The organism is Simonsiella muelleri ATCC 29453 (assembly GCF_002951835.1).
In the GTDB taxonomy this organism is placed as follows: domain Bacteria; phylum Pseudomonadota; class Gammaproteobacteria; order Burkholderiales; family Neisseriaceae; genus Simonsiella; species Simonsiella muelleri.
The window spans coordinates 78,599-105,403 of the sequence record NZ_CP019448.1; the positions used below are offsets into that span (position 1 = coordinate 78,599).

Annotated in this window: 26 protein-coding genes and 4 tRNA genes; 15 read left to right on the forward strand and 15 right to left on the reverse strand. The window is 42.4% G+C overall.

Annotated elements, in window-relative coordinates; genetic code table 11:
* Positions 1-6: 6 nt before the first annotated feature.
* The 5 genes from nuoN to BWP33_RS00425 all read left to right on the forward strand — a co-directional run bounded on the left by nuoN (position 7) and on the right by BWP33_RS00425 (position 4,327).
* Positions 7-1,461: an NADH-quinone oxidoreductase subunit NuoN gene (gene nuoN, locus BWP33_RS00405; protein WP_002642653.1), complete on the forward strand. Its 1,455-nt coding sequence runs from the start codon at positions 7-9 to the stop codon at positions 1,459-1,461.
* Positions 1,462-1,549: 88 nt separating this feature from the next.
* Positions 1,550-1,849 (forward strand): DUF2818 family protein, encoded by a 300-nt coding sequence (locus BWP33_RS00410; RefSeq protein ID WP_002642652.1) that lies wholly within the window; start codon positions 1,550-1,552, stop codon positions 1,847-1,849.
* 3 nt (positions 1,850-1,852) lie between these two features.
* The gene (gene aat / locus BWP33_RS00415; protein WP_002642651.1) at positions 1,853-2,557 is read left to right on the forward strand and encodes a leucyl/phenylalanyl-tRNA--protein transferase; all 705 of its coding nucleotides are present in this window, start codon (positions 1,853-1,855) and stop codon (positions 2,555-2,557) included.
* Positions 2,558-2,580: 23 nt separating this feature from the next.
* The gene (locus BWP33_RS00420) at positions 2,581-3,090 is read left to right on the forward strand and encodes a hemerythrin domain-containing protein (RefSeq protein ID WP_002642650.1); all 510 of its coding nucleotides are present in this window, start codon (positions 2,581-2,583) and stop codon (positions 3,088-3,090) included.
* Between the two features lie 58 nt (positions 3,091-3,148).
* The gene (locus BWP33_RS00425) at positions 3,149-4,327 is read left to right on the forward strand and encodes a phosphoglycerate kinase (protein WP_002642649.1); all 1,179 of its coding nucleotides are present in this window, start codon (positions 3,149-3,151) and stop codon (positions 4,325-4,327) included.
* 87 nt (positions 4,328-4,414) lie between these two features.
* On the opposite strand, the gene BWP33_RS00430 is transcribed toward BWP33_RS00425, so the two are convergent.
* Together BWP33_RS00430 and BWP33_RS00435 are read right to left on the reverse strand one after the other, a co-directional pair.
* Positions 4,415-6,205, reverse strand: coding sequence for an aminopeptidase P family protein (locus tag BWP33_RS00430; RefSeq protein ID WP_104930272.1), 1,791 nt, complete (start codon positions 6,203-6,205; stop codon positions 4,415-4,417).
* A 50-nt stretch (positions 6,206-6,255) separates the two neighbouring features.
* Complete coding sequence (locus BWP33_RS00435; RefSeq protein WP_002642647.1) at positions 6,256-8,229, reverse strand: DNA topoisomerase IV subunit B; 1,974 nt, start codon at positions 8,227-8,229, stop codon at positions 6,256-6,258.
* A gap of 278 nt (positions 8,230-8,507) precedes the next feature.
* Here BWP33_RS00435 and BWP33_RS13085 point away from each other — a divergent pair, with 278 nt between their 5' ends.
* Positions 8,508-8,642, forward strand: a complete 135-nt coding sequence (locus BWP33_RS13085) for a hypothetical protein (RefSeq protein WP_263479607.1) — start codon at positions 8,508-8,510, stop codon at positions 8,640-8,642.
* Here BWP33_RS13085 and BWP33_RS00440 read toward each other — a convergent pair.
* Together BWP33_RS00440 and gloA are read right to left on the reverse strand one after the other, a co-directional pair.
* Positions 8,621-9,439 (reverse strand): symmetrical bis(5'-nucleosyl)-tetraphosphatase, encoded by an 819-nt coding sequence (locus tag BWP33_RS00440; protein WP_002642646.1) that lies wholly within the window; start codon positions 9,437-9,439, stop codon positions 8,621-8,623. The genes BWP33_RS13085 and BWP33_RS00440 overlap by 22 nt on opposite strands.
* 207 nt (positions 9,440-9,646) lie before the next feature.
* Positions 9,647-10,057, reverse strand: coding sequence for a lactoylglutathione lyase (gloA, locus tag BWP33_RS00445; RefSeq protein WP_002642645.1), 411 nt, complete (start codon positions 10,055-10,057; stop codon positions 9,647-9,649).
* 98 nt (positions 10,058-10,155) lie between these two features.
* Here gloA and BWP33_RS00450 point away from each other — a divergent pair, with 98 nt between their 5' ends.
* The gene (locus BWP33_RS00450) at positions 10,156-11,115 is read left to right on the forward strand and encodes a beta-ketoacyl-ACP synthase III (RefSeq protein ID WP_002642644.1); all 960 of its coding nucleotides are present in this window, start codon (positions 10,156-10,158) and stop codon (positions 11,113-11,115) included.
* Between the two features lie 358 nt (positions 11,116-11,473).
* Here BWP33_RS00450 and BWP33_RS00455 read toward each other — a convergent pair.
* The 9 genes from BWP33_RS00455 to ispC form a co-directional block, all read right to left on the reverse strand.
* Positions 11,474-11,563 (reverse strand) — tRNA-Leu (locus BWP33_RS00455).
* A 110-nt stretch (positions 11,564-11,673) separates the two neighbouring features.
* Positions 11,674-11,747 (reverse strand) — tRNA-Cys (locus BWP33_RS00460).
* Between the two features lie 11 nt (positions 11,748-11,758).
* Positions 11,759-11,834: transfer RNA gene (locus BWP33_RS00465), tRNA-Gly, on the reverse strand.
* A 22-nt stretch (positions 11,835-11,856) separates the two neighbouring features.
* Positions 11,857-11,932 (reverse strand) — tRNA-Gly (locus tag BWP33_RS00470).
* Positions 11,933-12,007: 75 nt separating this feature from the next.
* Positions 12,008-12,571: a CDP-diacylglycerol--glycerol-3-phosphate 3-phosphatidyltransferase gene (pgsA, locus tag BWP33_RS00475; RefSeq protein ID WP_002642643.1), complete on the reverse strand. Its 564-nt coding sequence runs from the start codon at positions 12,569-12,571 to the stop codon at positions 12,008-12,010.
* A gap of 98 nt (positions 12,572-12,669) precedes the next feature.
* Positions 12,670-13,980, reverse strand: a complete 1,311-nt coding sequence (locus BWP33_RS00480) for a DUF2868 domain-containing protein (RefSeq protein ID WP_002642642.1) — start codon at positions 13,978-13,980, stop codon at positions 12,670-12,672.
* A gap of 177 nt (positions 13,981-14,157) precedes the next feature.
* Positions 14,158-14,829, reverse strand: coding sequence for a ribose-5-phosphate isomerase RpiA (rpiA, locus tag BWP33_RS00485; protein WP_002642641.1), 672 nt, complete (start codon positions 14,827-14,829; stop codon positions 14,158-14,160).
* 26 nt (positions 14,830-14,855) lie between these two features.
* Positions 14,856-15,521, reverse strand: a complete 666-nt coding sequence (locus BWP33_RS00490; RefSeq protein WP_002642640.1) for a GIY-YIG nuclease family protein — start codon at positions 15,519-15,521, stop codon at positions 14,856-14,858.
* A 42-nt stretch (positions 15,522-15,563) separates the two neighbouring features.
* Complete coding sequence (ispC, locus tag BWP33_RS00495; RefSeq protein WP_002642639.1) at positions 15,564-16,745, reverse strand: 1-deoxy-D-xylulose-5-phosphate reductoisomerase; 1,182 nt, start codon at positions 16,743-16,745, stop codon at positions 15,564-15,566.
* 183 nt (positions 16,746-16,928) lie between these two features.
* On the opposite strand from ispC, the gene BWP33_RS00500 reads away from it, so the two are divergent.
* The 3 genes from BWP33_RS00500 to BWP33_RS00510 all read left to right on the forward strand — a co-directional run bounded on the left by BWP33_RS00500 (position 16,929) and on the right by BWP33_RS00510 (position 20,715).
* Positions 16,929-18,656 (forward strand): potassium/proton antiporter, encoded by a 1,728-nt coding sequence (locus BWP33_RS00500; protein ID WP_002642638.1) that lies wholly within the window; start codon positions 16,929-16,931, stop codon positions 18,654-18,656.
* Positions 18,657-18,902: 246 nt separating this feature from the next.
* A complete protein-coding gene (locus BWP33_RS00505; protein WP_002642637.1) occupies positions 18,903-19,511 on the forward strand; it encodes an LOG family protein in 609 nt (202 codons plus the stop codon).
* A 385-nt stretch (positions 19,512-19,896) separates the two neighbouring features.
* Positions 19,897-20,715, forward strand: coding sequence for a CorC family transporter (locus tag BWP33_RS00510; protein WP_002642636.1), 819 nt, complete (start codon positions 19,897-19,899; stop codon positions 20,713-20,715).
* Between the two features lie 138 nt (positions 20,716-20,853).
* On the opposite strand, the gene BWP33_RS00515 is transcribed toward BWP33_RS00510, so the two are convergent.
* Complete coding sequence (locus BWP33_RS00515; protein ID WP_002642635.1) at positions 20,854-21,483, reverse strand: c-type cytochrome; 630 nt, start codon at positions 21,481-21,483, stop codon at positions 20,854-20,856.
* A gap of 196 nt (positions 21,484-21,679) precedes the next feature.
* Between BWP33_RS00515 and yihA the strand changes: the two genes are divergently transcribed.
* The 4 genes from yihA to BWP33_RS00535 all read left to right on the forward strand — a co-directional run bounded on the left by yihA (position 21,680) and on the right by BWP33_RS00535 (position 24,599).
* Positions 21,680-22,312: a ribosome biogenesis GTP-binding protein YihA/YsxC gene (yihA, locus tag BWP33_RS00520; RefSeq protein ID WP_002642634.1), complete on the forward strand. Its 633-nt coding sequence runs from the start codon at positions 21,680-21,682 to the stop codon at positions 22,310-22,312.
* Between the two features lie 130 nt (positions 22,313-22,442).
* Positions 22,443-22,898 carry a hypothetical protein gene (locus BWP33_RS00525; RefSeq protein WP_002642633.1) on the forward strand — a complete coding sequence of 152 codons (456 nt, stop codon included), beginning with the start codon at positions 22,443-22,445 and terminating at the stop codon, positions 22,896-22,898.
* Between the two features lie 92 nt (positions 22,899-22,990).
* A complete protein-coding gene (locus BWP33_RS00530; RefSeq protein WP_002642632.1) occupies positions 22,991-23,173 on the forward strand; it encodes a protein MIGRI in 183 nt (60 codons plus the stop codon).
* A 289-nt stretch (positions 23,174-23,462) separates the two neighbouring features.
* Positions 23,463-24,599, forward strand: coding sequence for a porin (locus BWP33_RS00535; protein WP_002642631.1), 1,137 nt, complete (start codon positions 23,463-23,465; stop codon positions 24,597-24,599).
* A gap of 301 nt (positions 24,600-24,900) precedes the next feature.
* On the opposite strand, the gene BWP33_RS00540 is transcribed toward BWP33_RS00535, so the two are convergent.
* Positions 24,901-25,953 carry a metallophosphoesterase gene (locus tag BWP33_RS00540; RefSeq protein ID WP_002642630.1) on the reverse strand — a complete coding sequence of 351 codons (1,053 nt, stop codon included), beginning with the start codon at positions 25,951-25,953 and terminating at the stop codon, positions 24,901-24,903.
* A 107-nt stretch (positions 25,954-26,060) separates the two neighbouring features.
* Here BWP33_RS00540 and BWP33_RS00545 point away from each other — a divergent pair, with 107 nt between their 5' ends.
* Complete coding sequence (locus tag BWP33_RS00545; RefSeq protein ID WP_002642629.1) at positions 26,061-26,744, forward strand: YggS family pyridoxal phosphate-dependent enzyme; 684 nt, start codon at positions 26,061-26,063, stop codon at positions 26,742-26,744.
* The last annotated feature ends 61 nt before the right edge of the window (positions 26,745-26,805 follow it).

The window sequence follows — 26,805 nt, forward strand, 5'->3', positions numbered from 1 at the left end:
TGTGTTATGGATTGGACAAGTTTGAATTTGAGTGTAGCCATGCCTGAAATTGTGTTGCTCACTGGTTTATTTGCTGTTTTGTTGGCGGATTTGTGGACGAATGATAAAAATCGTTACATTACACACGCATTGAGTATTATTGTTTTGTTGGCGGCTGTGTTTGGGCAAATGGCGGTTTGGACAACCGAACCGATTGCGGCATTGAGTGGAATGTATATTGCGGACGGTATTTCGCAATTAAGTAAAATTGCGATTTATTTGGGTACGGCGTTATTGTTTGTGTACGCCAAACCTTACAATCAAAACCGCGAAATTTTCAAAGGCGAATTCTATACGTTGGCATTATTTGCGAATGCAGGTATGGGCGTGATGATTAGTGCAGGGCATTTTTTGAGTGCTTACGTGGGGTTGGAGTTATTGTCGCTGTCGTTGTACGCGATGATTGCTTTGCGCCGTGAAGACGCACAAGCATCGGAAGCTGCATTGAAATATTTTGTATTGGGCGCGTTGGCATCGGGAATTTTGCTATATGGCATTTCCATGGTTTACGGTGCAACAGGCAGCCTGAATTTTGCGCAAATTGCAGCAGCTAGCCAAGCAGGTTCTGTTAATGAGTGGTTATTGAAATTAGGTGTGCTATTTATTGTGGCAGCGGTGGCGTTTAAATTTGGTGCTGCACCGTTTCATATGTGGGTGGCGGACGTGTATCAAGGCGCACCGACTTCGGTAGCAGCATTTGTGGGTTCTGTGCCAAAAATTGCGGCGACTGTATTCACATTCCGTATTATGGTAGGTGGTTTGTTGTTCCAAAAAGCGGATTGGCAAGTGATGTTTGCAGCGATTGCGATTGCATCATTGGCGGTGGGCAATTTGGCAGCCATTATGCAAACCAATTTAAAACGAATGTTGGCGTTTTCTACGGTATCGCACATGGGTTTTGTGTTGTTGGGTTTTTTGGGCAGTGTCATTGGGTTGGAAGCTGCAATATATTATGCGATTGCGTATGCTGTGATGAGTTCAGCTGGTTTTGGTGTGATGATGCTGTTGAGTCATCAAGGTTTTGAATGTGAAAATATTTCGGATTTAGCAGGTTTAAATCAACGCCATGCGTGGTATGCATTTATGATGTTGCTGGTGTTGTTTAGCATGGCTGGGATTCCACCACTGATGGGTTTTTACGCGAAATTTGCGGTATTAAAAGCGTTGGTTTCTGCACCTTATGCGTGGACGGTTGGTGTAGCGGTGTTTGCGGTGGTGATGTCGTTGGTTGGTGCGTTCTACTATTTACGCGTGGTTAAAACCATGTATTTTGACAATAAAGCAGACGAATCGCCCATTAACAGCGATTCATTGACTGCTGTATTATTGTCATTTAATGCAATTATGTTGTTGATTTGGGGAGTTTTCCCGAGTCAATTAATGAATTTTATTCAAATAGTATTGAAAAATTCAGGCTTTTAATATTTTGCAGGCTGCCTTGATAAGATTTAGATTATCAGGCAGCCTGAAAATTATTGTACAATTTCTTTTTTTACACAAAAATCAGATTATGACGACATCTATGTACACCTTATTGATTTTGGCGTTGATTATGGCGAATGCGCCATTTTTGACACAACGTGGATTGGGTGTGATTCCATTGAAAAATAAAAATATTTTGCATCATTTGAGTGAATTGGTTTTGGGATTTGTGTTGATTGCGGGGTTAGCATTTTTGCTGGAAAAACGCACGGGTGCGGTGCATCAACAGGGTTGGGCGTTCTATGCCATTGTGATTTGTTTGTATTTGGTGTTGAGTTTTCCTGCGTTTGTGTGGCGATATTTTTGGCATGGTCGCCATCGTGAGTAAACCATGATTCCGCTTATTTTACCCCAAGATTCGTTTCCGAATCCGCGTTATGCCATTGAAAATCAAGATGGTTTGGTTTGTGTAACCGACTCGCTGTCGCCTGCATTACTGCTGAAAGCTTATCCACAAGGCATTTTTCCTTGGTACAACGATGAGCATTTTTTTTATTGGTTCAGTATTGCACCGCGCGCAGTTTTGCTGCCTGAACAATTGAAGTTGTCGCGTTCGTTGAAAAAATCCATACAAAACAAGAGGTACTGTGTTTCAGTAAACCAGCAATTTGCAGAAGTCATTGCGCAATGTGCCGCCACGCCGCGACCACATCAACATGGCACTTGGATTGCACCTGCTTTTCAGGCAGCCTACACGCAATTGCACCAAATGGGACATGCGCATTCATTTGAATTTTATAATGAAAATAATAAATTAACAGGTGGGTTGTATGGTGTCCAAATTGGTCAAATTTTTTTTGGTGAATCCATGTTCGCACATGAATCCGATGCGAGTAAAATTGCGTTTGCGCACGCTGTACCATTTTTAGCCAAATGCGGCGTGCAACTGATTGATTGCCAACAAGATACCGAACATTTACGCCGTTTTGGTTCACAATTAATGGCGTTTAATGATTTTCAGGCAGCCTTAAAAAATGGCACAAATACGCGATTGAATCAACCTATTGTTGCACAAACCATTTTTCAGGCAGCCTGAAGCCTTAATACAGGAATTTCACGATGATAAATTTATTGGATACTGCCGCGCCCTCTTGGGACGATCCCATTGAAATGCTTTACGCGTGTCATGGTAAAGTGAAAAAATTTTGCAATCAAATTAATAAATTACCTGATTATTTACAACAAAATGGTTGTAACGATATCGCCAAGCAAGCCATCACACAAATTTGCACTTATTTTAATCGCGCCGCGCCTTTGCATCACGAAGACGAAGAGCAAAATTTTTTTCCTGAATTGGTGCAATTTTATCCGTTGGCACAACCTATTATCTCAGAATTAGAAAATCAACACATTGATTTACATGAAAATTGGCGATTATTGAATCAGCAATTATCTGCCGTGCTACAAGGCGAACGTGATGCGCTAGACAGTCTATTGATTCAGCAGTTTACTCAGGGGTACGCCAAACATATTCCCCAAGAAGAACAATTGTTTGAATGGGGTAAGCAACATATTCCTGCCGAAAATTTACGAAAAATTGGGCAAATGATGGCAGCACGTCGGCAATAATTTTTCAGGCTGCCTGAAAAAACAAATTTGTTTTGTCAATCTAACTGAAGGATATACCATGAGTTTTTTAAAATTAACCGATCAAAATGTAAACGGTAAAACCGTCTTAATTCGTGCTGATTTGAATGTTCCTTTTCAAGACGGCAAAATCAGCGATGATACGCGTGTTCGCGCTTCGCTGGCATCAATCCGCTATTGTTTGGATAATGGTGCAGGTGTGATTGTGATGAGCCATTTGGGTCGCCCCACCGAAGGCGAATTCAAACCCGAAGATGATGTTATGCCTGTTGCCAAACATTTAGGCGAATTACTTGGTAAAGAAGTTAGCGTATTGAATGACTGGCAGGGTACGCAGCCTGAAATCAAAGCTGGGGAAGTTGTGATGCTGCAAAATGTTCGCATCAACAAAGGTGAAAAGAAAAATAATGTTGAATTAGGTAAAGCCTACGCCAGTTTGTGCGATATTTTCGTAAATGATGCGTTTGGCACAGCACACCGCGCTGAAGCCTCTACAGAAGCAGTGGCAGCGGCTGCACCTGTGGCGTGTGCAGGGATTTTGATGGCTGGAGAATTGGATGCGTTAGGCAAAGCGTTGAAACAGCCAGCACGTCCATTGGTGGCAATTGTCGCGGGCAGCAAGGTTTCTACCAAATTGACGATTTTGGAAAGTTTGGCGGATAAAGTGGACAATTTGATTGTTGGCGGTGGTATTGCTAACACGTTTTTGTTGGCGCAAGGCAAACCGATTGGCAAATCTTTAGCCGAAGCAGATTTGGTGGACGAAGCCAAAAAAATCATGGACAAGATGGCGCAAAAAGGTGGCGTTGTGCCTTTGCCGGTTGATGTGGTTACTGCGAAAGAGTTTGCCCAAAACGCAAAAGCAGAAACCAAATCTATTGATGATGTGGCAGCAGACGACATGATTTTGGATATTGGTACACAGTCTGCGCAACAATTAGCCGAGATTTTGAAAAATGCTGGCACAATCGTGTGGAATGGTCCTGTTGGGGTATTTGAGTTTGACCAATTTGCAGGCGGTACAAAAGTGTTGGCGAAAGCGATTGCTGAGAGCGAGGGTTTCTCTATCGCAGGTGGTGGCGATACATTGGCGGCGATTGCCAAATTTGGGGTTACCGACCAAATCGGCTACATTTCCACAGGTGGTGGCGCATTCTTGGAGTTTTTGGAAGGCAAAGAATTGTCAGCCGTTGCCGCATTGGAAAAATTTGCAAAATAATTGACTTGGAATATTCAGGTTGCCTGAAAAGTATTTTCAACTTTTTCAGGCAGCCTGAAAGATTATTTTATGAATGGATTCAGTATGTTAAATTTTCTGCGTGCGTTCAATTAACCAATCCCGCGCCTTGCCGTCTACCAATGGCGACAATTTTTCACGTACATCAGCGTGATATGTGTTTAGCCAATCGCATTCGGCTGATGTTAATAACTCTTTGATAATCAAACGTGTATCAATCGGACACAATGTTACTGTCTCAAAACGTAAAAATTTGCCAAACGCGGTTTCTTGGGGGTTACTCACAGGCTGGCATACCACTAAATTCTCAATCCGAATCCCCCAACCACCCGAACGATAAATCGCGGGTTCATTGGAAATCAGCTGTCCTACTTTCAAAATATTATGTGGATTTGCTGCTGCCCGATAAGCAATTGATGCAGGAAATTCGTGTACATTCAAACAGTAACCCACGCCATGACCTGTGCCGTGTCCGTAATCGCATTGCGCTTGCCACATTGGCGCACGACAAATGGCATCAAGCACCGCCGCCGAAAGATTTTCAGGAAACACCGCCGATGCCAATGCAATATGCGCTTTCAGTACCAACGTAAAATCACGTTTTTCTGCATCACTTGCCGTGCCGATTGCCATGACACGTGTGATGTCGGTGGTGCCGTTGTGGTATTGTGCGCCTGAATCAATTAGTAATAAACCATTACCTTTCAATACGCTATGAGAATCAGGAGTAGCGGCATAATGTGGTTGTGCGCCATTTTCGCCAAAACCAGCAATCGTGCCAAAACTGGGAGAAATGTACAATGGTCGTTTGCTGCGATGCGCGGTCAAACGTTCGCCAATGTCCCATTCGGTGATGGTTTTGTCCATCATTAAATCGTGTTCCAATTCAGCGAAAAAGCCGCATAAAGCTGCGCCATCTTCGCGCATGGCTTGGCGAATGTGGGCGATTTCTTCGGCTGATTTTTGTGCTTTGAATAAACTGCTTGGGTTAATATCTTCAATTAATTCAATGTTATTGGGTAATTTTGCCAATGTGGATACGGCGGTTTTATTGGCATCAATTAACAGGCTGCCTGAAATGTTCGCCAATTCATTTACGATTTGATGATAATCATTTAATTCAATACCTGATTGATTTAAAAATTTTTTTTCGGTTTCGCCAAATTTATTCGCATCGGCAAATAAAATAGCGTGTGTAGCAGAAATAAGCAAATATGCCAAAAAAACAGGGTTATACGGCACATCATTGCCACGTAAATTTGTCAGCCATGCAATGTCATCTAAACTGGAAATTAAATGATAATCTGCTTGTTTTTTCTGCATAAATTCACGAATACGCGCCAATTTTTCTGTTGAGTTTTGGTAAATACATTCGCTGGCATGTGCAAAAACAGGCGCATCGGGTAACGCATTGCGTTCTGCCCACAAATCGGTTAATAAATCAATTTGTGTATTTAATTCAATGTTTTTGGCTGAAAAGGCAGCCTGAAAACGTTTTTGTGTTGCCCAAGATAACATATCCGCTGCCACCGCCACACGTGAATGATTTGGTAAATTTTGTGCCAGCCAATCGGCAGGTTCTGGCATGATTCCTTGTTTTTGTAAAATAATATGGCTATTGGCGAGTTGGTGAGCAGCTTGTTCCCAATAGCGACTGTCCGTCCACAATGCGGCCTGGTCTGCTGTAACCACCAATGTGCCAGCTGAACCCGTAAAACCGCTAAGCCATTGTCGCGCTTGCCAATGTTCGGGTAGATATTCGGACAAATGAGGGTCGGCAGTTGGGACGATGTAAGCATGAATTTTGTGTTGGCGCATCAAATCGCGTAATTGATTTAGTCTTTGATTTATCATGATAATTCCTTTAAGTGGAAATGAATAAATTAGATGAATAAAATGAGTGAATCAGTTTAGATATCCACTTCTGCTTTATCGCCTTCTACCTCCATCCATGCACGGCGTGAGCTGGCTTCGCCTTTGCCCATTAATTTTAGGAACACGCTTTCGGTGTTGTCTGCCATCGCTTCTGGAATATGGACTTGCAGCAGTCTGCGCGTGTCGGGGTGCAGCGTGGTGTCTTTGAGTTGGTCGGGATTCATTTCGCCCAACCCTTTGAATCGGCTAATGGAATAGGCGGATTCTTTGACATTTTCTTTTTTCAGGCGTTCCAAGATGCCATCTAATTCAGCTTGGTCTAATGCGTAGAATTTGCGGGCTGGTTTGGTTTTGCTTTGTGCGTTTACGTCCACGCGGAAAAGCGGCGGTTGTGCGACATAAATGTTGCCATTTTCTATTAATTTCGGGAAATGTCGGTAAAAAAGCGTTAAAAGCAAAACTTGAATATGAGAGCCATCAACGTCAGCATCGGACAAAATCGCAATTTTGCCATAACGCAAACCGCTTAAATCCACGTCTTCATTTTTGCCGTGTGGGTCTATGCCAATTGCCACCGATATATCGTGAATTTCGGCATTACCAAATAATTGGTCGCGATTTACTTCAAATGAATTCAATACTTTACCACGCAAAGGCAACACAGCCTGAAAACTTTTATCACGTGCTAATTTTGCTGAACCACCAGCAGAGTCGCCTTCCACCAAAAAAAGTTCATTTTCGCGTGTATCTTCGCTTTCGCAATCGGTTAATTTGCCTGGTAGAACTGCTACGCCCGAGCCTTTTTTCTTTTCAATTTTTTTCACGGAACGCATACGCGCTTGCGCTTGTTTAATTGCTAACTCCGCAATTTTTCTACCAATTTCCACATTTTGATTGAGCCACAATTCCAAAGGGTCGCTGCATACCGTTGCCACCAATTTCAGTGCATCGCGGTTGGTTAATTTGTCTTTGGTTTGCCCTTGAAATTGTGGATCCAAAACACGAGCCGACAGCACAAATGCCACGCGGCTGAATACGTCATCGCTTTGCAATTTTACACCACGAGGCAATAAGTTATGGTGCATGATAAAATTGTTTACCGCATTGAATGCAGCCTGCTTCAAACCTGCTTCATGCGTACCACCGAGTGGTGTGGGAATCAAATTGACGTAACTTTCATTGGCGCATGAACCGTCTTCCAGCCAAGTGAGTGCAAATGCTGCGCCTTCGCCTGCGTTGAAATCGTCGTGGCTGCCTGAAATGTAATTTTCCGCTGCAAAAATCGGTACAATTTCTTGTGTATTTTCCAGTAAATCGGTTAAATAGCTGCGTAAACCTTGCGGATAATGCCACGTTTGGGTTTCAGGTAGCCCTTTTATGTGGCGCGTTAGCGACACGGTAACACCTTGTAATAAAACTGCTTTAGCGCGTAATAGGCGTTCTAATTCGCCAATATTGTAGTTTGGGCTTTCAAAATATTTTGGATTGGGGTAGACGCGTACTTCTGTGCCTGTGTCTTTGATTGCACATTTGCCAATTTGCGTGAGCGGTTCAACCACATCGCCATTTGCGAACACAATCCGCGAGATTTTGCCTTCACGTTTCACCATCACTTCTAAGCGAGTGGAGAGTGCGTTGGTTACCGACACACCCACACCATGCAAACCACCTGAAAACGCATACGCGCCATCACCCGATTTTTTGTTGAATTTGCCACCTGCGTGTAGCTGGGTAAACACAAGTTCCACCACAGGAATTTTTTCTATTGGATGCAAACCAGTCGGGATACCGCGTCCGTTATCGCGTACGCAAAGCGAACCATCTGATTGAATTTTCACATCAATTTGAGTAGCAAAGCCACCTAAAGCTTCGTCTGCCGCATTGTCAATCACTTCTTGACAAATATGAGTGGGCGAGTCGGTGCGCGTGTACATACCAGGGCGTTCTTTGACAGGTTCTAAACCTTTTAAAACTTGGATACTGGATTCGGAATAAGATTGTTTTGTCATTATATTTTGGCTGTCTGAAAGATAGATAAACATCGCTATTATTATACAAAAAATACGCGTTTATTTTTCTGGTGAATTTGCTTGCGATTCTCACATCATCAAAATTAACCCATAAGTCGTTTAAAATAAAAATAGGACAGGGCGACCTCTGTGTACATCTTAGTACATAGGGAAGCGGGCAACGCAGCAGTATTTTTCATTTTAAACGACTATTAAGTTCAATTTGGCAAACCAATGTTTAAATCTATTAAACCGTTTCATTTAACTTGTTGGCGAATATGGTGATTTGGGTTTTGTTGGTGTTGCGTGTGATGGTTGTGGTTCGCATATTAATGTTGTCAAATGCTTTCAGGCAGCCTTTCAATACACGACAAACCCAAAAGCTTATTATTTACTTACGCCAATTGGTTTGATTTTCACTTTGGATTTGGGTAATTTCTTCGGTAGCGAGATTGATTGCGGTCAATTGTCCTCCCCACAACGCGCCCGTATCCAACGCAATAATTTGTTTTTCATTCAGAAATCCCAATGCTGACCAATGTCCGAACACAATTTGATGACTCAAATGCTGCCGATTAGGCGCATCAAACCATGCGTACTGGGGCGTAGGAATGTTGTGGTACACGTTTTTGTATTGATGGTCTAATCCATTGTTTGGATTGAGTACGCGCATTCGGGTAAACGCATTTGTGATAAAGCGCAAACGGTCGTATCCCTCCAAATCGGGAGACCAAAATTCAGGTTGGTTGCCATACATATTGGCAAAATAACCACGTGGATTGTGGTGTAATTCCTGTTCTACTTCATGCGCTAATTGGGCGGATTGCGCCACTGTCCACTCTGGGAATAAGCCAGCGTGTACCAAAACATGGGTTTGGTTATGGCGCATTAACGGTTGTTGGCGCAACCAATCACGCATTTTGTTTAAATTAGGGTGTTGCAAGATTGAGGTAAGCGTGTCGCTGCGTTTGAGTTTGCCGTAGCCGTATGCCAGCGCGAGCAGGTGTAAATCATGATTGCCTAACACCATTTGTACGCTGCTTTCGTGTTGCATACAAAATTGCAGGCATTCCAATGAGTATGCACCACGATTAACAATATCGCCTACCAGCCACAGAGTGTCTGTTCCATGATTAAAATTTATTTTATTCAATAATTTGGCTAATTCGGTATAGCAACCTTGTAAATCGCCAATTGCATAATGTGCCATGATGGGTATTCTCATGAAAAATGATTTTCAGGCAGCCTGAAAATTAAGAACCTGTATTCACAGCCAAGTGCGATGTCTTTTTGCTCCATTTAGCACGCCTGCTGCGTTGAATTTCATACTGATAGGAACACTATTTAGCACAAAATTTGCCTTGCGTTCGTACCAACTGGGACAAAAAACATTTCACGTTAGCTATGAATACAGGTTCTAATTTTGTGAATAGCTGTCATTACCTGATTTTTTTTGAATAAATTCAATTTTATATCCGTCAGGATCTTCCACAAAGGCAATCACGGTGCTGCCGTGTTTCATTGGGCCAGCTTCACGCGTTACTTTACCGCCTTTGGCGCGAACTGCATCACAAGCCGCGTAGGCATCGTCCACTTCAACTGCGATGTGTCCAAAAGCATTGCCCAAATCGTAAGTTGGTGTGTCCCAATTGTGGGTTAATTCTAAAACGGTGGTATCGCTTTCTTCGCCATAGCCGACAAAAGCAAGTGTGAATTTGCCTTCAGGATAATCTTTGCGGCGTAATACGCGCATTCCTAAAACTTCTGTATAAAAATTCAAAGATTTATCTAAATTACCCACGCGTAACATAGTGTGTAATAATCGCATAATGTTTATTTTCCCATCAAAATTGATTAAAAAAGTATTCTAACATAATTAAATGCCCTACAATTAGGTTAAACCGAAGGACTTGAAAGAAAGACAATATGAAGTACAGCAAAATTTTAGGGACAGGCAGCTATTTACCTCAAAATCGTGTCAGCAATGATGATTTAGCACAGCGAATTGACACATCAGATGAATGGATTACCACACGCACGGGCATTAAAGCTCGCCACATCGCTTCCGATAACGAAAAAACCAGTGATTTAGCCACTGCTGCCGCTCGCCAAGCAATTGAAGCAGCAGCAATTTCTGCTGATGAAATTGACTTGATTATTGTTGCCACCACCACGCCTGATATGCAGTTTCCGTCCACAGCCACTATGGTACAACAGAAATTGGGGATTTCAGGCTGCCCTGCGTTTGACGTGCAAGCGGTGTGTGCAGGGTTTATGTATGCGCTTGCCACAGCTAATGCTTACATTCAAAGTGGTATGGCAACCAAAGCTTTGGTCATTGGTGCAGACATCTTTAGCCGAATTTTGAATTGGGAAGACCGTGGCACTTGTGTATTGTTTGGCGATGGCGCAGGTGCGGTGGTGTTGGGTGCAAGTGATGATGTGGGTATCATCAGCAGCCGTTTACACGCCGATGGTCATTATCTGGATTTGTTGAAAGTGCCAGCGCAAATGATTGATGGACAAATATGCGGTTCGCCGTTTGTGGAAATGGACGGGCAGGGTGTGTTTAAATTTGCCGTGAAACAATTGGCAGCAGTCGCACAAGAGGTTCTAGAGATGGCAGATTATACAGCTGACCAAGTGGATTGGATGATTCCGCACCAAGCCAATCGCCGTATCATTGAATCTACTGCCAAACATTTGGGTTTGAGTATGGATAAAGTGATTTTAACGGTGGCAGAACACGCCAATACATCTGCTGCATCTATTCCGTTGGCGTTAGATGCAGGGGTGCGTGATGGTCGCATTCAACGCGGACAAATTTTGTTACTAGAAGGTATTGGTGGTGGTTTTGCTTGGGGGGCGGTTTTAATTCAATATTAAATAAAATATTCGTTAGCGAAAACATCAATTTGGAGAGAGTAGAGGAATTGGTGTTTGAGTTGACGATGGTTGATGTGTTGAAGTTTATTTCACATACTGTTTAGGAGTAATTATATGAAAACTTTTTTGCAGGGAATAGGTTATGTTTTTGTGTTTTTTTGGTTACTTGGGCATGGGATTTAGGCTCAGAAATTAAATTTTTACCCAATTTATATGTGCGGATTTGGTTTTGCGTAACAATGGGTTTTGCAACAAGTATTTTATTTAATCATATTGAAAAAGATGATTGATGTTATGCAACAACTGTAGACGAATGTAGACGAAAAAAACAGCCTTTAAAAAGGCTGTTTTTTAAATGTGGTGCCCGAAACCGGAATCGAACCGGTACGCTCGGTTTAGGAGCGACGGATTTTAAGTCCGTTGTGTCTACCAATTCCACCACTCGGGCACTCTGAAACTGGATTTATTTTTGGAGGCGGGGGCGTGGAATTAAACCAGCCTATATAAGGGTTGCACCCCTTATTGCATCAACACTCTGCCACCCCGCCAGTGAATCGCTGGAGGCGAAAGCCAGAATCGAACTGGCGTCCACGGATTTGCAATCCGCTGCATTACCACTATGCTATTTCGCCTCAGACAAAATTGGAGCGGGAAACGAGTCTCGAACTCGCGACCTCAACCTTGGCAAGGTTGCGCTCTACCAACTGAGCTATTCCCGCATATTTCAAAATAAAAACAAACTGGAGCGGGAAACGAGTCTCGAACTCGCGACCTCAACCTTGGCAAGGTTGCGCTCTACCAACTGAGCTATTCCCGCTTCGCTTCACATTGCAGCGAAGAAGACGGCATTATAATGCTTGTGAAAATATTGTCAAGCGCTTTTTGCGATATTTTATTGAAATTCTTTCCACGCCATTTTTAAATAGTAACACATTGACCAAATAGTCAAAATAGATGCAATTAACATCAATAAGTTACCAATCAAAATCAAATTCAAACCCATAAATTGATTATCATAAATTAATAACATCGTAATAGAAATCATTTGGGCAGCAGTTTTGAATTTCCCAATACTCGCTACCGCCACGCTGCTGCGTTTGCCCATTTGTGCCATCCATTCGCGAAGTGCTGAAATGGTGATTTCACGACTGATAATCACAATACCATATAATGCTGGTGTACGTTCTTGTTCTATCAGCAAAATCAGTGCAACCGCTACCATCAATTTATCAGCAATCGGATCTAAAAATGCACCAAAATCCGAAGTTTGATGCCATTTTCGTGCCAAATAGCCGTCCAACCAATCGGTAATCCCTGCCACAATGAAAATGCAGGCAGCAATCCAATTGGTTATTTGCGTGGCTAACCAATTGTTTGGCACATACAACATTAACGTAAAAATCGGTATCAGCCCGATGCGTAACCATGTCAGAAAAATGGGAATGTTCCAAGTCATTTTGGGTTTGCTCCTGTTTCAGGCTGCCTGAAAAAATAGGCGAACCAATCAACTGGTTTTATATTAATAAAGCGATATTATAATGATTAAACCATTTTTTACAATGATTTTACATTGTTACACTTAACCCAAGTCCAGCCATATTGTTCACAAACGTCGTACCATTGTTGCAGACGTTCTTGCGTGCTGCTGTCTGATGTTGAATCTGTCCATAACCACACAATCACATTCGTCCCCAAACTCGCTAAACGGCGAATCGTACCACGGTCTGGTGTTTGTGCAGCGCGAATTGCCACCAATAATTGCACGGGTTGCGCTGCCGCTGTTTGCGCCAAATGTACCCATTCATCACGACTGGCAACCACGTTTTGATTGAGCCATTCTTGTCCCAAAACATCTTGATACCATTGTGGATTATTTTGTGGCAACATATCCACTGCCACCGCCCAATGTTGTGAGGCTGCCTGAAGCGTAATCGCTGGTGATTGGCGAACGGGGTCGGGTGAATAATCTTGGTCGCTGTCTACAATTTTGCGTTGCCAGCGTTGAATAATATTTTGGTAATAGGGGAGTTGGAGATTCAATTCGGGTTGATGGCGATGTGTTTGCCACACGCTGACGCCCCATGCCAGTAAGCGCGGCAAAATGCCATAGCACAGCAAACTACCGAGTAATAAACTGCCCCATGTAGCTGCATTGGTTTCATCTAAATGATTTCGGCTTGCCAAGATTGCAGAAGCAGTGGGGACATCAAATCCCAATTTTTCAGGTAGCCATGCCAAATATGCAATTGCATGAGTCATTGTTTGATTACTGAGTAAAGTGCTTTCCCAAGTGAAGCGATATTGTCGCACCAACAACAGCAATAACGCTGCCACAAACATCCCCATTAAACCCATCAACGTCAAGCGGTGCATCACCACGCTACGCCGCCACATAGTATGTGGGCGGAACATGGCATCTGAATCAAGTTGCGCAATGGCTTGCCCGACTGCATCTGAATGTTTACCGTATAAAAAGGGAATAGTGATGGATTGGGTTTGACGGCGAAAACAAACATTAATCAACCAAATGAATAACATAATCGTATTCATGCCCAAAATGCCCATCAGTACCACAAAAAAATTTAACGCTGATTGCTGCATTAAACCATACGTTCCCATAAATCCCGTTATAAACCATACCGCCGCTGCCATATACAGCAGCCATTGAATGCGGTGTTGATGACGATTCAATCGGTCGGCGAGTTCTTGATGGCGATCAATAAGTTCGGCGCGGCGGTGGAGTTTGCTGAGGTTATCTTGATGATTTTGGCGTAGTTGTTCGGTGATGACTGTGGGGTCGGCAGAAAAAATGTGGTTACGTTGTTCCAATAAACGCACCAGTTCGGTTAATGAGATGGGCATCATGTTGTGTAAAAATGAATTGATTTGGTTAAAATTATAGCGTTTTCTATGTGCATTAGGGCGAATTTCAGGCAGCCTGAAACCTGTGTCAAAAAGGGTACGTTTTTAACATACCATTGCATCAATCAAATGATAAGTTAGAAACGCACCCTGTATGAATCTTTCAGGCAGCCTGAAAAATTAAATATGTGGTTTAATTAATTCTACGCCATTTTGTTGCGCTAAAATTAACAAATCCGCTGTATCATGTGCAAAGATGCCATTTTCTACCACACCTAAAATTTGATTTAAGCGGTCTTCCATTTCCATGGGTTTACTCAAATCTAAACCCGATACATCTAAAATTTCATTTCCATTGAATGATTTAAATCCGATTCGCAATTCAGGATTGCCACCCAGTGCCACGATTTTTCGTGCCACCATGCTTCGTGCCATCGGAATCACTTCCACTGCCACGGGGAATTTTCCCAGTCGCGTTACATATTTGCTTTCGTCTGCCAAACAAATAAATTGTTCGGATAAACGCGCCACAATTTTTTCGGTTAAATGTGCGCCACCACCGCCTTTAATCATTTGTAATGTGTGGTTTACTTCATCTGCACCGTCAAAATACACAGGTAAACGCGTAACTTCGTTGGCGTGAATTTCAGGGATACCGTATTGCGCCAATAATTCTGAACTTTTGCGTGATGTGGTTACTGCGCCTTTGATTTTTTTGTCGCTTTTGCCCAATGCTTCAATGAAAAAATTCACAGTGCTGCCCGTACCAATGCCAATGTATTCATTTTCTGGTACAAATTCTAGGGCTTTAGCGGCGGCTAAACGTTTTAAATCATCTTGAGATTGTTTCATGTTGATTCCTTCAAATGATTAATAGGTTAAATATATCCAAATACATACGCGCCCAAAAATGCCACCACAACCATTAACATAACCCATACCGCAATTAATAACATCACCAATTTTGGATTATCGGGTTTGGTTTCGGTGGGGGAAATTTGGGGGTTGGTATCGGGTTCGGTTAAGGCAGCAGGTTGTGGCGAGCTGATTTTGGGCGCGACAGGTGATGGGCGTTTACCGTGCTGCGGCTTGGGCGTGGTGCGAACCTGTTTGATTTCAGGCTGCTCGTCCGATAAAAGCGTTGGCGGATTAGTGGATGTGGTTTGGGCATTTTCGGTGTGGGTTTGTTTTTTTTGTTGTGCTTCTTGCACCATTTGGCGTGCGCGTCCGTAAAATGCCTCACCTGTTGCGCTGTTGCCTGCGATTTTTCGTGTGATGCGAATGCTGTTGAGCAAATCGCATTCAAACCAATCGCTGTTGTGGTCGGGATTAACGCATTTGTCGGCTAATTGTTCGTGAATTTTTTGCAATAGGCTTTGCGGATAAGGTGTGCGTAAAGCATATTGTAATTCAAATGGATAAGGTAATTTGATTCCTGAATTACCGTATTGTCGTACCAATGCTTCGGGGTCGGAATCAGAGCAGCCGATGGCAAGCCAGTCGGGTACGGCTTCATTGCTGAGAATATAAATCCAGCCTTTCATTTTATTGATTTCCTTTATTTTTTAATTTGAAATATTCAGGGATTACGCGTCCAGCGAATTAATCCATTTTGCTGCATTTTGTCGGACTTCGCTGTCCAAATCTAACAACTCATCAATACTATTCAGGCTGCCTGAAATAAATTCAGATTGCGACAAACAGTGTTCTACCACACGTGCAATGTCGGTAAAACCAATTTGTTCGCGTAAAAACGCTGCTACTGCAATTTCATTTGCCGCATTCAACACGCACGGCGCAGAACCACCCACCAACATTGCATCATACGCCAATTTTAAGCATGGATAACGAGCAAAATCAGGCTCGCTAAACGTTAAACCCGATAATTGACCAAAATCCAAATCGCCCACGCCCGACTCGATTCGTTCAGGCAGCCCCAAACAATACGCAATCGGTGTACGCATATCGGGGTTACCCAATTGCGCCAACACGCTGCCGTCCAAATAACGTACCATGCTGTGAATAATGGATTGTGGGTGAATCACGACTTCCAAATTTTCAGGCGGACAATTAAACAGCCAATGCGCTTCAATCAGCTCCAATCCTTTATTCATCATTGTAGACGAATCCACCGAAATTTTTTGTCCCATTGACCAATTTGGGTGTTTGACGGCTTGCGTGGGCGTAATTTGGGCTAATTCATTCAATGGCGTATGCAAAAATGAACCACCAGACGCTGTCAAAATAATGGATTTGATGCCCGAATCTTTCAGGCTGCCTGAATAATCATGTGGTAAAACTTGAAAAATCGCATTGTGTTCGCTGTCAATGGGTAATACTTTTGCGCCATTTGCCTTTGCTGTTTCCATAAACAGGCTGCCTGAAACCACCAGTGTTTCTTTGTTGGCAAGATAAATGGTTTTACCACATTGCGCCGCCGCCAAAGCAGATGGCAATCCTGCTGCGCCGACAATTGCGCACATCACGCCTGTTACTTCGCTGGCAGTGGCGATGTCAATTAAAGCTTGTTTGCCATGCAAGATTTCAATTTTCAGGCTTCCTAACAATTCGCGCAATTTTGTGGCGTGATTTTTGTCTGCCACAACGGCGTATTTGGGGGAAAATTGACGACATTGTTCGGCTAATTTTTCTACTTGTGTGTGTCCAGCCAGTGCAAAAATTTGGAATTGGTCGGGGTGTCGTGAAATCACGTTTAAAGTGGACACCCCGATGCTGCCTGTGCTGCCGAGTATGGTTAAAATTTGCATATTTTTTGTCTTTGAAAAATAAGTTGGATTATAGCGTAAAAATGCTTTCAGGCTGCCTGAAAATGGAAGGGGTGTTGTTTTGTGCTTGTTTTACTAAAATAATAAGATTAACATATTGAATTTTCATAATAAATAATTTAAAATGCGCGATTATTTTGTTGTGGTTTGCGAGGGAATTATCTTATGTTTGAAATCAATATTGTCTTTTTCGTGATGGGGATTTTGCTGTTTGTGAGTGTGCTTGTCAGCCGAATTTCCACGCGTTTGGGTATGCCATTGTTGTTGACTTTTTTGGGCATGGGTATGCTGGCAGGTGAAGAAGGCTTTGGGATTAAATTTGATAATTTCACGGTGGCGACGATTATTAGCCAAATGTCGTTGGCGATGATTTTGCTGGACGGTGGTTTGCGTACCAAATTAAAAGTATTTCGCATTGCGTTGAAACCTGCGGTGGCATTAGCGAGTTGGGGGGTATTGGCATCGGTAGCGATTTTGGGGGTATTTGCCACGTTTTATTTGCATATTGATTGGAAACTGGGTGTTTTGATGGCGGCGATTGTGGGTTCAACCGATGCGGCGGCGGTATTTTCTTTGTTGCGAAACAGTGGTGTACAACTGAATGAGCGGATTCAAGCCACTTTAGAATTAGAAAGTGGCATTAATGACCCGATGGCAATTTTGCTGGTGTCGTTGTTTATTGGAATGATTGTGAAACCTGAAGCAGCGAGTTTGGGTGGCACGCTGCTGATGTTGGTGCAGCAATTGGGTTTGGGTTTGGGATTTGGTTTATTGGCTGGCAAAATATTGGCGATGTTGTTGAGCAAAATTCGGTTAGCGGAGGGTTTGTATGCGTTGATGATTGCATCGGGTGGTTTGTTGGTATTTTCATTGACAAATTTATTTGATGGCAGTGGTTTTTTGGCGGTGTATTTGGTGGGGGTGATGGTGGGTAATTCGCACAATTCATCTACGCAACACGTTTTAAATGTCATGGACGGTTTGGCATGGTTGGCGCAAGCGGCGATGTTTTTGGTGTTGGGTTTGCTGGTTACGCCATCGCGTGTGTGGTCGCATGGTTTTGACGCGTTGATTATTGCAGGCTGCCTGATTTTTGTGGCGCGACCTTTGGCGGTATGGTCTTCATTGAAATGGTTTAACAAATATGCCAATAAAGAAATTGCGTATATCAGTTGGGTGGGTTTGCGTGGCGCAGTACCCATTACGCTGGCGATTATCCCGATGATGGAAGGCGTGCAACGAGAGCACGCGCAATTGTTGTTTGATGTGGCGTTTGAGGTGGTGATTTTGTCGCTGTTGATTCAGGGGACGACCATTGGTTGGATTGCCCAAAAATTGAATATGATTTTGCCACCCAAACCCGAACCGTTGGATAATCGTGAAGTGTGGTTGGCGGAAAAATTGGCGGTTAATTTATTATCGTTTGAAGTGGCATCTGGTTCGGATGCTGAAAACAGTCATCCGCAAGCCTTAACGCGTCAATTTGGTAACGCGTCTTTGTTTGCGTTGGTGCGCGACAATCAGACAATCAATGTGAATATGACAACGCAAATGCAAGCAGGTGATATTGCGTGGTACGTGCTGCCTGAAGATTTGGGTGATGAATTTGCGTTACAATTTGCCAGTGCAGACAAACAGTTACGCGAGCAGCAATTTTATGGCGAGTTTGTGGTCAATCCTGATGTTAAATTGCGGGAATTGGCGTTTATGTATGGTTTGAAGATTCAGGACGATGTAGCGGACAGCACGCTTTTGGCGGCGTTTCGTCATGCGTTTGGTGATGTGCCTGTAGCGGGGGATTGTTTGGATTGGGACGGCGTTCGCGTAACCGTCAAAGAATTGGACGAAAAAAGTTATGTGAAATCATTTGGTTTAAAATTGCCAAAAAAATAATTTTCAGGCTGCCTGAAAAACACTGTTTAATTAATTATACTTAGAACCTGTATTCACAGCCAAGCGCGATGTCTTTTTGCCCCATTTGGCACGCCTGCTGCGTTGAATTTCACGCTAATAGGAACGCTATTAGCATGAAATTCGCCTGACATTCGTACCAACTGGAACAAAAATCCATTTCATGTTGGCTATGAATACAGGTTCTTATATTTAAAGCACCATCATCACACAAGAGGAAAAATAATCATGACTCAACACAATATCTGTACCGAAGTTACCGAGGCTGACCACGCCATGATTAACGTGCGCCACGCCGTTAGCATTTATGGGAGCGCAAGGCTGCCTGAAACCAGCCCCGAATACCAATTTACTGAACAATTGGCACATCGTTTATCGCAATTGGGTTACAGCATTATTTCAGGTGGTGGACCCAGCATTATGCAGGCTGCCAATAAAGGCGCGTTTGGTGGACGTGGGCAATCGATAGGTTTGAATATTGTTTTGCCACACGAGCAAAAGGCCAATGAATTCCAAGACATTTCATTGCAATTTGACAATTTTTCAGCGCGTAAAGCCACTTTTGTGAAATATTCACAAGCGCATTTGGTGATGGCTGGTGGGTTTGGTACGCTGGATGAATTATTTGAATGTTTAACCCAAGTTCAGACACACAAAGTGGCACGTTGCCCGATTATTTTGGTGGGACGTGAATTCTGGCAAGGTTTGATGGATTGGATTCACAATCAATTGATGGCACGGAATTTAATTAATCAACATGAATTGGATTATTTATATTTAACTGATGACGCTGATGAAATTGTGGATATTTTGCAAAAGCATATTCCACTTGACTAACCCAATTCAGGCAGCCTGAAACCTTTGCAAAACTTTTATCAAAAGTGCGAATTTTTAATGTTCCACTTACCATACTAAAGAAAATATAGTTGTTTAAAATTCAAAATATTACTACGTTGTCCGTTCCCTTATATACCAGATGCATACAGAGGTTGCTTTGTCCTATTTTTGTTTTAAACGACTATAATAACCTGTATTCACAGCCAAATGCGATGTCTTTGCCCCATTTAGCATGCCTGCTGCATTGAATTTTACGCTAAATAGGAGTGCCATTAGCATGAAATTCGCTGTACATTCACACCAACTGGAACAAAAATCATTTTACGTTGGCTATGAATATGGGTTCTAAATAACCTAAAAATAAATAACCAAAAAATTCAATATTATGGACAATCAATCTCCCAATTTATTTAGCCGATTATTCAAACGCGTTTCAGCCAGCCTTGCGCCTGAAAACCCCGAAGAATTACGTGAGGTATTGCAACAATCCTATGCACAAGAAGCCATTGACAGCGACACCTTGTTGCGTTTGGAAAATATGTTGAAATTCAACCAAATGCAAGTACGCGATGTGATGATTAGCCGTGCCCAAATGGATGTGATTAAAACCACCGATAGCATGGAACGCATTATTGCTTATGCTGTAGACACCGCACATTCGCGCTTTCCTGTGATTACGGACGACAAAGACCACGTCTTGGGTATTTTGCACGCCAAAGATTTGCTGAAATTCACGCTGAACCCCGAACAATTTAAATTAGAAAATATTTTGCGCCCAGCCGTGTTTGTTCCTGAAAGTAAGTTATTGAAAATGCTACTAAAAGAATTTCAAGAACAACACAACCACATGGCGATTGTCGTGGACGAATACGGTGGCATTTCTGGTTTGGTTACATTTGAAGATTTGATTGAAGAAATTGTCGGTAAAATTGAAGATGAATTTGATGAAACCGATGGTGCAGAAATCATGCCCGTGTCGGCAGAACGTTGGCACGTCAAAGCCACAACTGAAATTGACACCATTAATCAATATTTTGGCACTCAATTTAGCAATGAAGAAGCGGACACAATTGGCGGTTTGGTTATTCACGAATTAGGGCATTTGCCTGTGCGTGGCGAAAAAGTGCAGTTGGGTGATTTGCAATTGACAGTGGCACGTGCGGATAATCGGCGGTTACACGCGCTGATGGTTACACGTGTATAGTCTTTATCAAAGAATTCCCAACCAAAGATAATTCAATTAAAAACCCTGCAAAATCCAAGAGTTGAGTACAATTCAAAAGACTTCAGGCAGCCTAGAATTATTTTTCAGGCTGCCTTTTATATTTGCAAAACAAGATAATTAATACAAACCTTGAATATAATTACCCACTGATTTCATGTCATCTTCATTCATGCGTTTGGCGATGTCTTCCATCATGTTGTTAGGACTAACGCGTTTGCCTTCAGCATAATTTTTCAATTGGTCTGCGACATAATTGGCGTGCTGTCCACCAATACGTGGGAATGCAGTTACTGCCGTACCACCACCTGGCGTACCTGCACCGCTTGGCCCATGGCATGACATACACGCTGGCACATGTTTTTCAGGAATACCTGATTGATAAATTTTTCTGCCTACATCGGGATTTTGCTTGGGATTGGCTTCACCAGGTTTAGGAGTTTGTTTGGCAAAATAAGCGGCCACATTGCGAATATCATCATCACTCAAACTTTGCACCATAGGTGTCATTGCAGCTGAAGAACCTGTGGTTCGTTTGCCTTCTTTGATGGCTTTGGTTTCACGGATAATAAAATCAGCGTGTTGTGCGGATAATTTTGGGTACATTGCAATACCACTGTTGCCATCTGCCGCATGACAAGCAGCACATACTTTCTCGGCAATGTTTTTGCCTTTGGCTAAATCTGCTTTGGGTGCGGCAGATACCGAACCCGCTAACAACATGGCGACCAATAAAGAGATACGTTTCATTCTGTGTTCCTTAAAACTATTCGTTTGTTTATGCGACCCAGACGATTTGGGTGTGGGTTCGGTGATAACCAAATAAAACGATTTAGTTAATTTTTATTTGGCTATACAATGCGTCTTACGCATGATTTTCAAATTATACCAAATTATCACAAATTGACATTGCTTAATTTTTCCCTATTTTCATTTTGAGAACAACATGAATTTATTTCAAAACGCCCGTTTTTTTACCACTGTGAATCATTTAAAAGATTTACCCGATACCCCTGCTGAAATTGCGTTTGTTGGACGCAGTAATGCAGGTAAATCCAGTGCCATTAATACATTATGCAATCACGTTCGTTTAGCCTACGTTTCCAAAACACCAGGGCGTACACAACATATTAATTTTTTTGAATTAACCAACGGACATTTTATGGTGGATTTACCAGGTTATGGCTACGCGCAAGTACCTGAAGCCATTCGCACTCACTGGGTTAAATTATTGGGTGATTATTTGCAAACGCGCCGCCAACTTATTGGCTTGGTGTTGATTATGGACGCTCGCCACCCACTCAAACCACTAGACATACAAATGCTGGATTTTTTCGCATTGACGGAGAAACCCGTGCATATCTTGCTATCCAAAGCAGACAAATTGTCCAAAAATGAACAAATCAAAACGTTGGCAAGCGTTCATAAACAGCTTAAGCCTTTCACGGAACGCCAAGCCATTTCGGTTCAATTGTTTTCCAGTTTAAAAAAACAAGGCATTGATGAAGTGGAAGAAACGGTGTCGGCATGGTTTGCGATGCTGCCTGAAAAAGCCATCACAGAATCAAACGAAGTTTAACGGAAACAAACGTGCAAACACATTTATTCGTTTTATAATCAAGGCAATTATTTTTCAGGCAATTGCGGATAAATCGTCAAAGGCAGCCTGAAAGTCTCTTTCCCTAACCTAAAACAAAGGAATTTAAAAGATGAATAAATCAATCCAAATCAGTTTATTGGCTTTAGCAACCAGTTTAGCCATCAGCGCACCTGCATTTGCCAAAGATACCAAAACCACTGTTGCTACTAATGATAAAGTTGTGATTAATCAATTAGACAGCACCCAAGAAGTAGCCTACAACTGCACCACCAACGGCACACAACAAAAAATGACCGCCATGTACGGTATTAAAAATGGTGAAATCGTCGTAGCGCAAGTAAAAGTAAACGGTATTATTAGCAAAGGGTTATGGCGTTTACCCAGTCCATTGATGAATGTATTTGAAAGCCGTGAAGCTGATGGCACAATTTGGACAACTTTGCCAGCCACTCCCGCCACATTACACAGCGTTGATGGCGGCAAATTATCCGTTCGCAAAAATGGCAGAAACGCTATTGTGTTAGAACAATGCAAATTGGACAAAGCCGCTAAGTCAAGCAAATAATTGTCTGTGTGATTTTCAGGCTGCCTTTATCATATAATATGGAGGCAGCCTGAAATTTTTTTGGGCTTTTATGGAAATAGGCAGCCTAAAAAATGTGGTTAAACAAAATATTGTGGATTTTATTGGCATTAGCGTTGTTGATTTTTGCGTTTCGCGCCTTACTCAATCGCCAGCAAAAACAGGCGGTACATCAAACGGTGGCATTTATTGCAAAAGTCATTTTGATTGTGGCAAGTATTTCGGCATTATGGACATTTTTTCATCGGTATTTTTGACAATTTTGATTTGAGTTTTGTGGTTAGACATATGAATGTTGTATTTTAGCACAAATAATATCGCAATAAAAATTCAATAAAATTCAAAGACAAAACCCAAATGAAAGCAATTTGTCGCCAAAAAACAACAATATTACTACAATAATATTTGTCTTTTTTGGCTGAAACCATTATATTGACACCTGAATTGAAGCGTTTGGATTTGAGTATCCGAATTGCTTTAAAAAACGAGAGCGAATTTTGTAAACAAATTTCGTTATTTTATTTCTCAATTTAAGGAATGACAGAAATGAAAAAAACCCTTATTGCTTTGGCTTTGGTAAGCTTACCTTTGGCTGCATCTGCCGATGTGGTTTTGTATGGTCAAATTAAAGGTGGTGTGGAAGTATCTAAAAACTTCACTAAAGCCGAGAAAGACACAAAGAAAGGCACTTTGACTCACATCGTGGATTACGGTTCACGCATTGGCTTCAAAGGTCATGAAGATTTGAGCAACAACTTGCGTGCTATTTGGCAATTGGAACAAAAAGTAAGCATCGGTGGTCCTGATAACGAGAAAGTATTTGGTACACGCGATTCTTTCATCGGTTTGAATGGCGACTTCGGTACTGTGAAAGCAGGTTACATCGAGACACCAGTGAAAACAGCAAATGGTCGTTTAGATGTTTGGGAATACGATGATTCTGCTGCTGGTTTAGGTACTTATACTCGTAGTAATGCTGCGGTTAAACGTGCTGGTGCAATCAGCTACGAAACGCCTAATATGGCTGGTTTCTCTGCTCAAGCCTACGTTTCTCCTAGCGACAACAATAACGGCGATAAATTCTCTTTTAATAGTTATAACAAAACTAAAGACAGTGCAATTTACGGTGCCAAAGTTGGCTATGAAAACTCAGGTTTCTTTGCTGATGTAGCTGGTACCTATGTGAAAAATGCTCAAGCAGGCAATAAAGATGTTGGTACAATCCCTGCTGGCAAAGACGGTTACCAAGCTGTTGCCAACGTAGGTTACGATGCTAATAACTGGTTGGCTGGTGTATCTTACCAACAAGGTCGTTATGTTGATACCGTTGGTTCGTTGATTGGTGACAAAACAGTTGACGTATTTGACCTTAAAGATTCAGTTATCAAACGCAGCCAAGAAGTTGCTGGTACTGTGGCTTACACTTTAAATGATAGCTTACGTTTGAAAGGTTCTGCTGCATACGGTTTCGGTATTAAAACTGTTGATGCTAGTGATGATAACGTATCGTTGGATAAGGCGAAATACATCCAAGGTGTAGTGGGTGCAGACTACTTGTTGTCTAAACGCACTGCTTTAAATGGTCAAGTAGGTTATTTAGAATTCAAACAACCTGTTCCAAATGAATCTAGCGTAAAACTGAAAAAAGGCACTGTTGGCGTGGGTCTGTCACATAAATTCTAATCTAAATGATTTTATTTAGAATGGATTAACGAAAAAAGGCTTGCAATCTTAGGGTTGCAAGCTTTTTATTATTTTCAGGCTGCCTGAAAAAAACGCGAATTCAGCAATATTCACTGAATCCGCGCTTTTGATTAGATTTAGAACCTGTATTCACAGCCAAGCGCGATGTCTTTTTGCCCCATTTGGCACGCCTGTTGCGTTGAATTTCATGCCAATAGGAACGCTATTGACACAAAATTCGCCTGACATTCGCACCAACTGGGACAAAAATTCATTTCACGTTGGCTATGAATACAGGTTCTTAACCAAATTGCGTTTGCACAATTTCGCCATTGTCAAACACCAATGTTTTTTCAGGAAATCTAAGTGCTGCCAAACGGTATTCGGATTGACTCGGTGCAATCGCTTTTTTGCGATCCCGCCAACGCGCCCCAACAGAAAAATCACAACAAAACACATTGTTACGCGCTCCATGCCAATGATGTGGCGGCACAGTAAACGTATTTTCACGATGTTTTGGCGGCTTGCGCGTGTTGTGCCATTGTCGCCAATAATGCCCAATAATAATCGGCACCGCATCTTGATAATCGTCCCACCACGGATAACGCACCGAAAACCGCCAACGCCCACTCGCATAAAACGGCTCAACCGCCACCGTTTCTATGCCACACGTCAAAGCACGAATCGGATTAATGGTACTTTTGTACACATCGTGTATGGCGGTGTAATGCAACATCGGCGGTGTTTTGCTGGGATTTTCTAAATCATGTGCGTGTTGGCGTTGCTCTTGCAGATAGGCATCAAACCAAGGCGCATGTTTGGTACAACAATGATGATGCTCTTCCCATTCTTGATGCAAATTCACAATATCCTCATGATTATGTTCCGCTAATTTGGCAATGCTTTCAGGCAGCCACGCCGCATGAACAATTCGTAAATCAGAACGTTGCAAAACCAACGGTTGTGTTTTGAGAAAATCAATCAAATGACGTTTTTGATTTTCAGGCAGCCTTTCCCAAGGGGCGTAGTTGTGTGCGTCTTTTTCAGCACGGCTGTTGAAAAACCAACCCGAACCGTCTTTAGGTTCATTCATTAACAAATTGATTTCGTGATTACCCAAAACCATGTAGGCATAGCCCAATTGATGCGCTTGCTGAAACCACGCCAACACCGCAGGCGAATTTTCCCCCCTGTCCACCAAATCGCCCACCAACACAATTTTGCGTCCTTGTGGATGTTTGCCATTTGGGTCGTAGCCGAGATAATGGAGTAAATTTTGCAAGGCTTCATATTGTCCGTGTATGTCGCCGATGATGTCTAATTTGCCTTGCGGTAAGGTTTGAATAAGTGGCATGATTTTGCCCAATGTAAAATTTAAGAAATTTGATTATATCAAAATGTCTTTCAGGCTGCCTGAAAAGCAAGTTTTGGCGTAACATATGTACTTTTTCGCGAACAAATATGATGAAATTAGAACACAATCGCCAATCTGTTTTGCAACAAATTCGCATCGCCGAACAAAATGCGCAGCGCGTTTCAGGCAGCGTGAATTTGATTGCGGTCAGTAAAACATTTCCCGCCGCCGATATTCGTCAATTGTATCAACATGGACAACGCGATTTTGGCGAAAATTATATTCAAGAATGGCAAGAAAAAACCATTCAATTAATGGATTGTAATGAAATTCAATGGCATATTATTGGTCATGTTCAATCCAATAAAACCCGTGCCGTAGCAGAACACGCCCATTGGTTACACACTTTGGATCGTGCCAAAATCGCTGAACGACTTCACGAACAACGCCCCGACTCATTGCCGCCGCTTAATATTTGCATAGAAATCAACATTGCTAACGAAAGAACCAAACATGGCATTCAACCCGATGAGTTGTTGCCATTGGCACGAACGGTGTTGAGTTTGTCTAAATTGCGTCTGCGTGGTTTGATGTGCGTGGCGCAAGCCAATGCTACCGAAACCGAATTGCGCCAACAATTCAATCGCATGGCTGAATTATTGCGCCAATTGCAAACCATTGCACCGAATGCCGATACGTTGTCTATGGGCATGAGTGGCGATATGAACGTGGCAATTGAATGTGGTGCAACCATGGTGCGAGTGGGAACTGCGATTTTTGGTAAACGCTGAAAGACTGAAAAATCATTCAAAAAAACCATTTCCCTTTTTCAGGCTGCCTGAAATATAATTC

Bases quoted from the DNA above. Each gene is read 5' to 3' on its own strand.
- BWP33_RS00505 (WP_002642637.1), top strand. From the start codon at position 18,903: ATGACTCAACACAATATCTGTACCGAAGTTACCGAGGCTGACCACGCC.
- BWP33_RS00410 (WP_002642652.1), top strand. From the start codon at position 1,550: ATGACGACATCTATGTACACCTTATTGATTTTGGCGTTGATTATGGCG.
- rpiA (WP_002642641.1), bottom strand. From the start codon at position 14,829: ATGAAACAATCTCAAGATGATTTAAAACGTTTAGCCGCCGCTAAAGCC.
- BWP33_RS00490 (WP_002642640.1), bottom strand. From the start codon at position 15,521: ATGAAAGGCTGGATTTATATTCTCAGCAATGAAGCCGTACCCGACTGG.
- aat (WP_002642651.1), top strand. From the start codon at position 1,853: ATGATTCCGCTTATTTTACCCCAAGATTCGTTTCCGAATCCGCGTTAT.
- BWP33_RS00435 (WP_002642647.1), bottom strand. From the start codon at position 8,229: ATGACAAAACAATCTTATTCCGAATCCAGTATCCAAGTTTTAAAAGGT.
- BWP33_RS00500 (WP_002642638.1), top strand. From the start codon at position 16,929: ATGTTTGAAATCAATATTGTCTTTTTCGTGATGGGGATTTTGCTGTTT.
- BWP33_RS00480 (WP_002642642.1), bottom strand. From the start codon at position 13,980: ATGATGCCCATCTCATTAACCGAACTGGTGCGTTTATTGGAACAACGT.
- BWP33_RS00525 (WP_002642633.1), top strand. From the start codon at position 22,443: ATGAATAAATCAATCCAAATCAGTTTATTGGCTTTAGCAACCAGTTTA.
- BWP33_RS00425 (WP_002642649.1), top strand. From the start codon at position 3,149: ATGAGTTTTTTAAAATTAACCGATCAAAATGTAAACGGTAAAACCGTC.
- BWP33_RS00450 (WP_002642644.1), top strand. From the start codon at position 10,156: ATGAAGTACAGCAAAATTTTAGGGACAGGCAGCTATTTACCTCAAAAT.
- ispC (WP_002642639.1), bottom strand. From the start codon at position 16,745: ATGCAAATTTTAACCATACTCGGCAGCACAGGCAGCATCGGGGTGTCC.
- BWP33_RS00530 (WP_002642632.1), top strand. From the start codon at position 22,991: ATGTGGTTAAACAAAATATTGTGGATTTTATTGGCATTAGCGTTGTTG.
- yihA (WP_002642634.1), top strand. From the start codon at position 21,680: ATGAATTTATTTCAAAACGCCCGTTTTTTTACCACTGTGAATCATTTA.
- BWP33_RS00510 (WP_002642636.1), top strand. From the start codon at position 19,897: ATGGACAATCAATCTCCCAATTTATTTAGCCGATTATTCAAACGCGTT.
- BWP33_RS00515 (WP_002642635.1), bottom strand. From the start codon at position 21,483: ATGAAACGTATCTCTTTATTGGTCGCCATGTTGTTAGCGGGTTCGGTA.
- BWP33_RS00545 (WP_002642629.1), top strand. From the start codon at position 26,061: ATGATGAAATTAGAACACAATCGCCAATCTGTTTTGCAACAAATTCGC.
- BWP33_RS00540 (WP_002642630.1), bottom strand. From the start codon at position 25,953: ATGCCACTTATTCAAACCTTACCGCAAGGCAAATTAGACATCATCGGC.
- pgsA (WP_002642643.1), bottom strand. From the start codon at position 12,571: ATGACTTGGAACATTCCCATTTTTCTGACATGGTTACGCATCGGGCTG.
- BWP33_RS13085 (WP_263479607.1), top strand. From the start codon at position 8,508: ATGGTGATTTGGGTTTTGTTGGTGTTGCGTGTGATGGTTGTGGTTCGC.
- BWP33_RS00535 (WP_002642631.1), top strand. From the start codon at position 23,463: ATGAAAAAAACCCTTATTGCTTTGGCTTTGGTAAGCTTACCTTTGGCT.
- BWP33_RS00420 (WP_002642650.1), top strand. From the start codon at position 2,581: ATGATAAATTTATTGGATACTGCCGCGCCCTCTTGGGACGATCCCATT.
- gloA (WP_002642645.1), bottom strand. From the start codon at position 10,057: ATGCGATTATTACACACTATGTTACGCGTGGGTAATTTAGATAAATCT.
- BWP33_RS00440 (WP_002642646.1), bottom strand. From the start codon at position 9,439: ATGGCACATTATGCAATTGGCGATTTACAAGGTTGCTATACCGAATTA.
- nuoN (WP_002642653.1), top strand. From the start codon at position 7: ATGGATTGGACAAGTTTGAATTTGAGTGTAGCCATGCCTGAAATTGTG.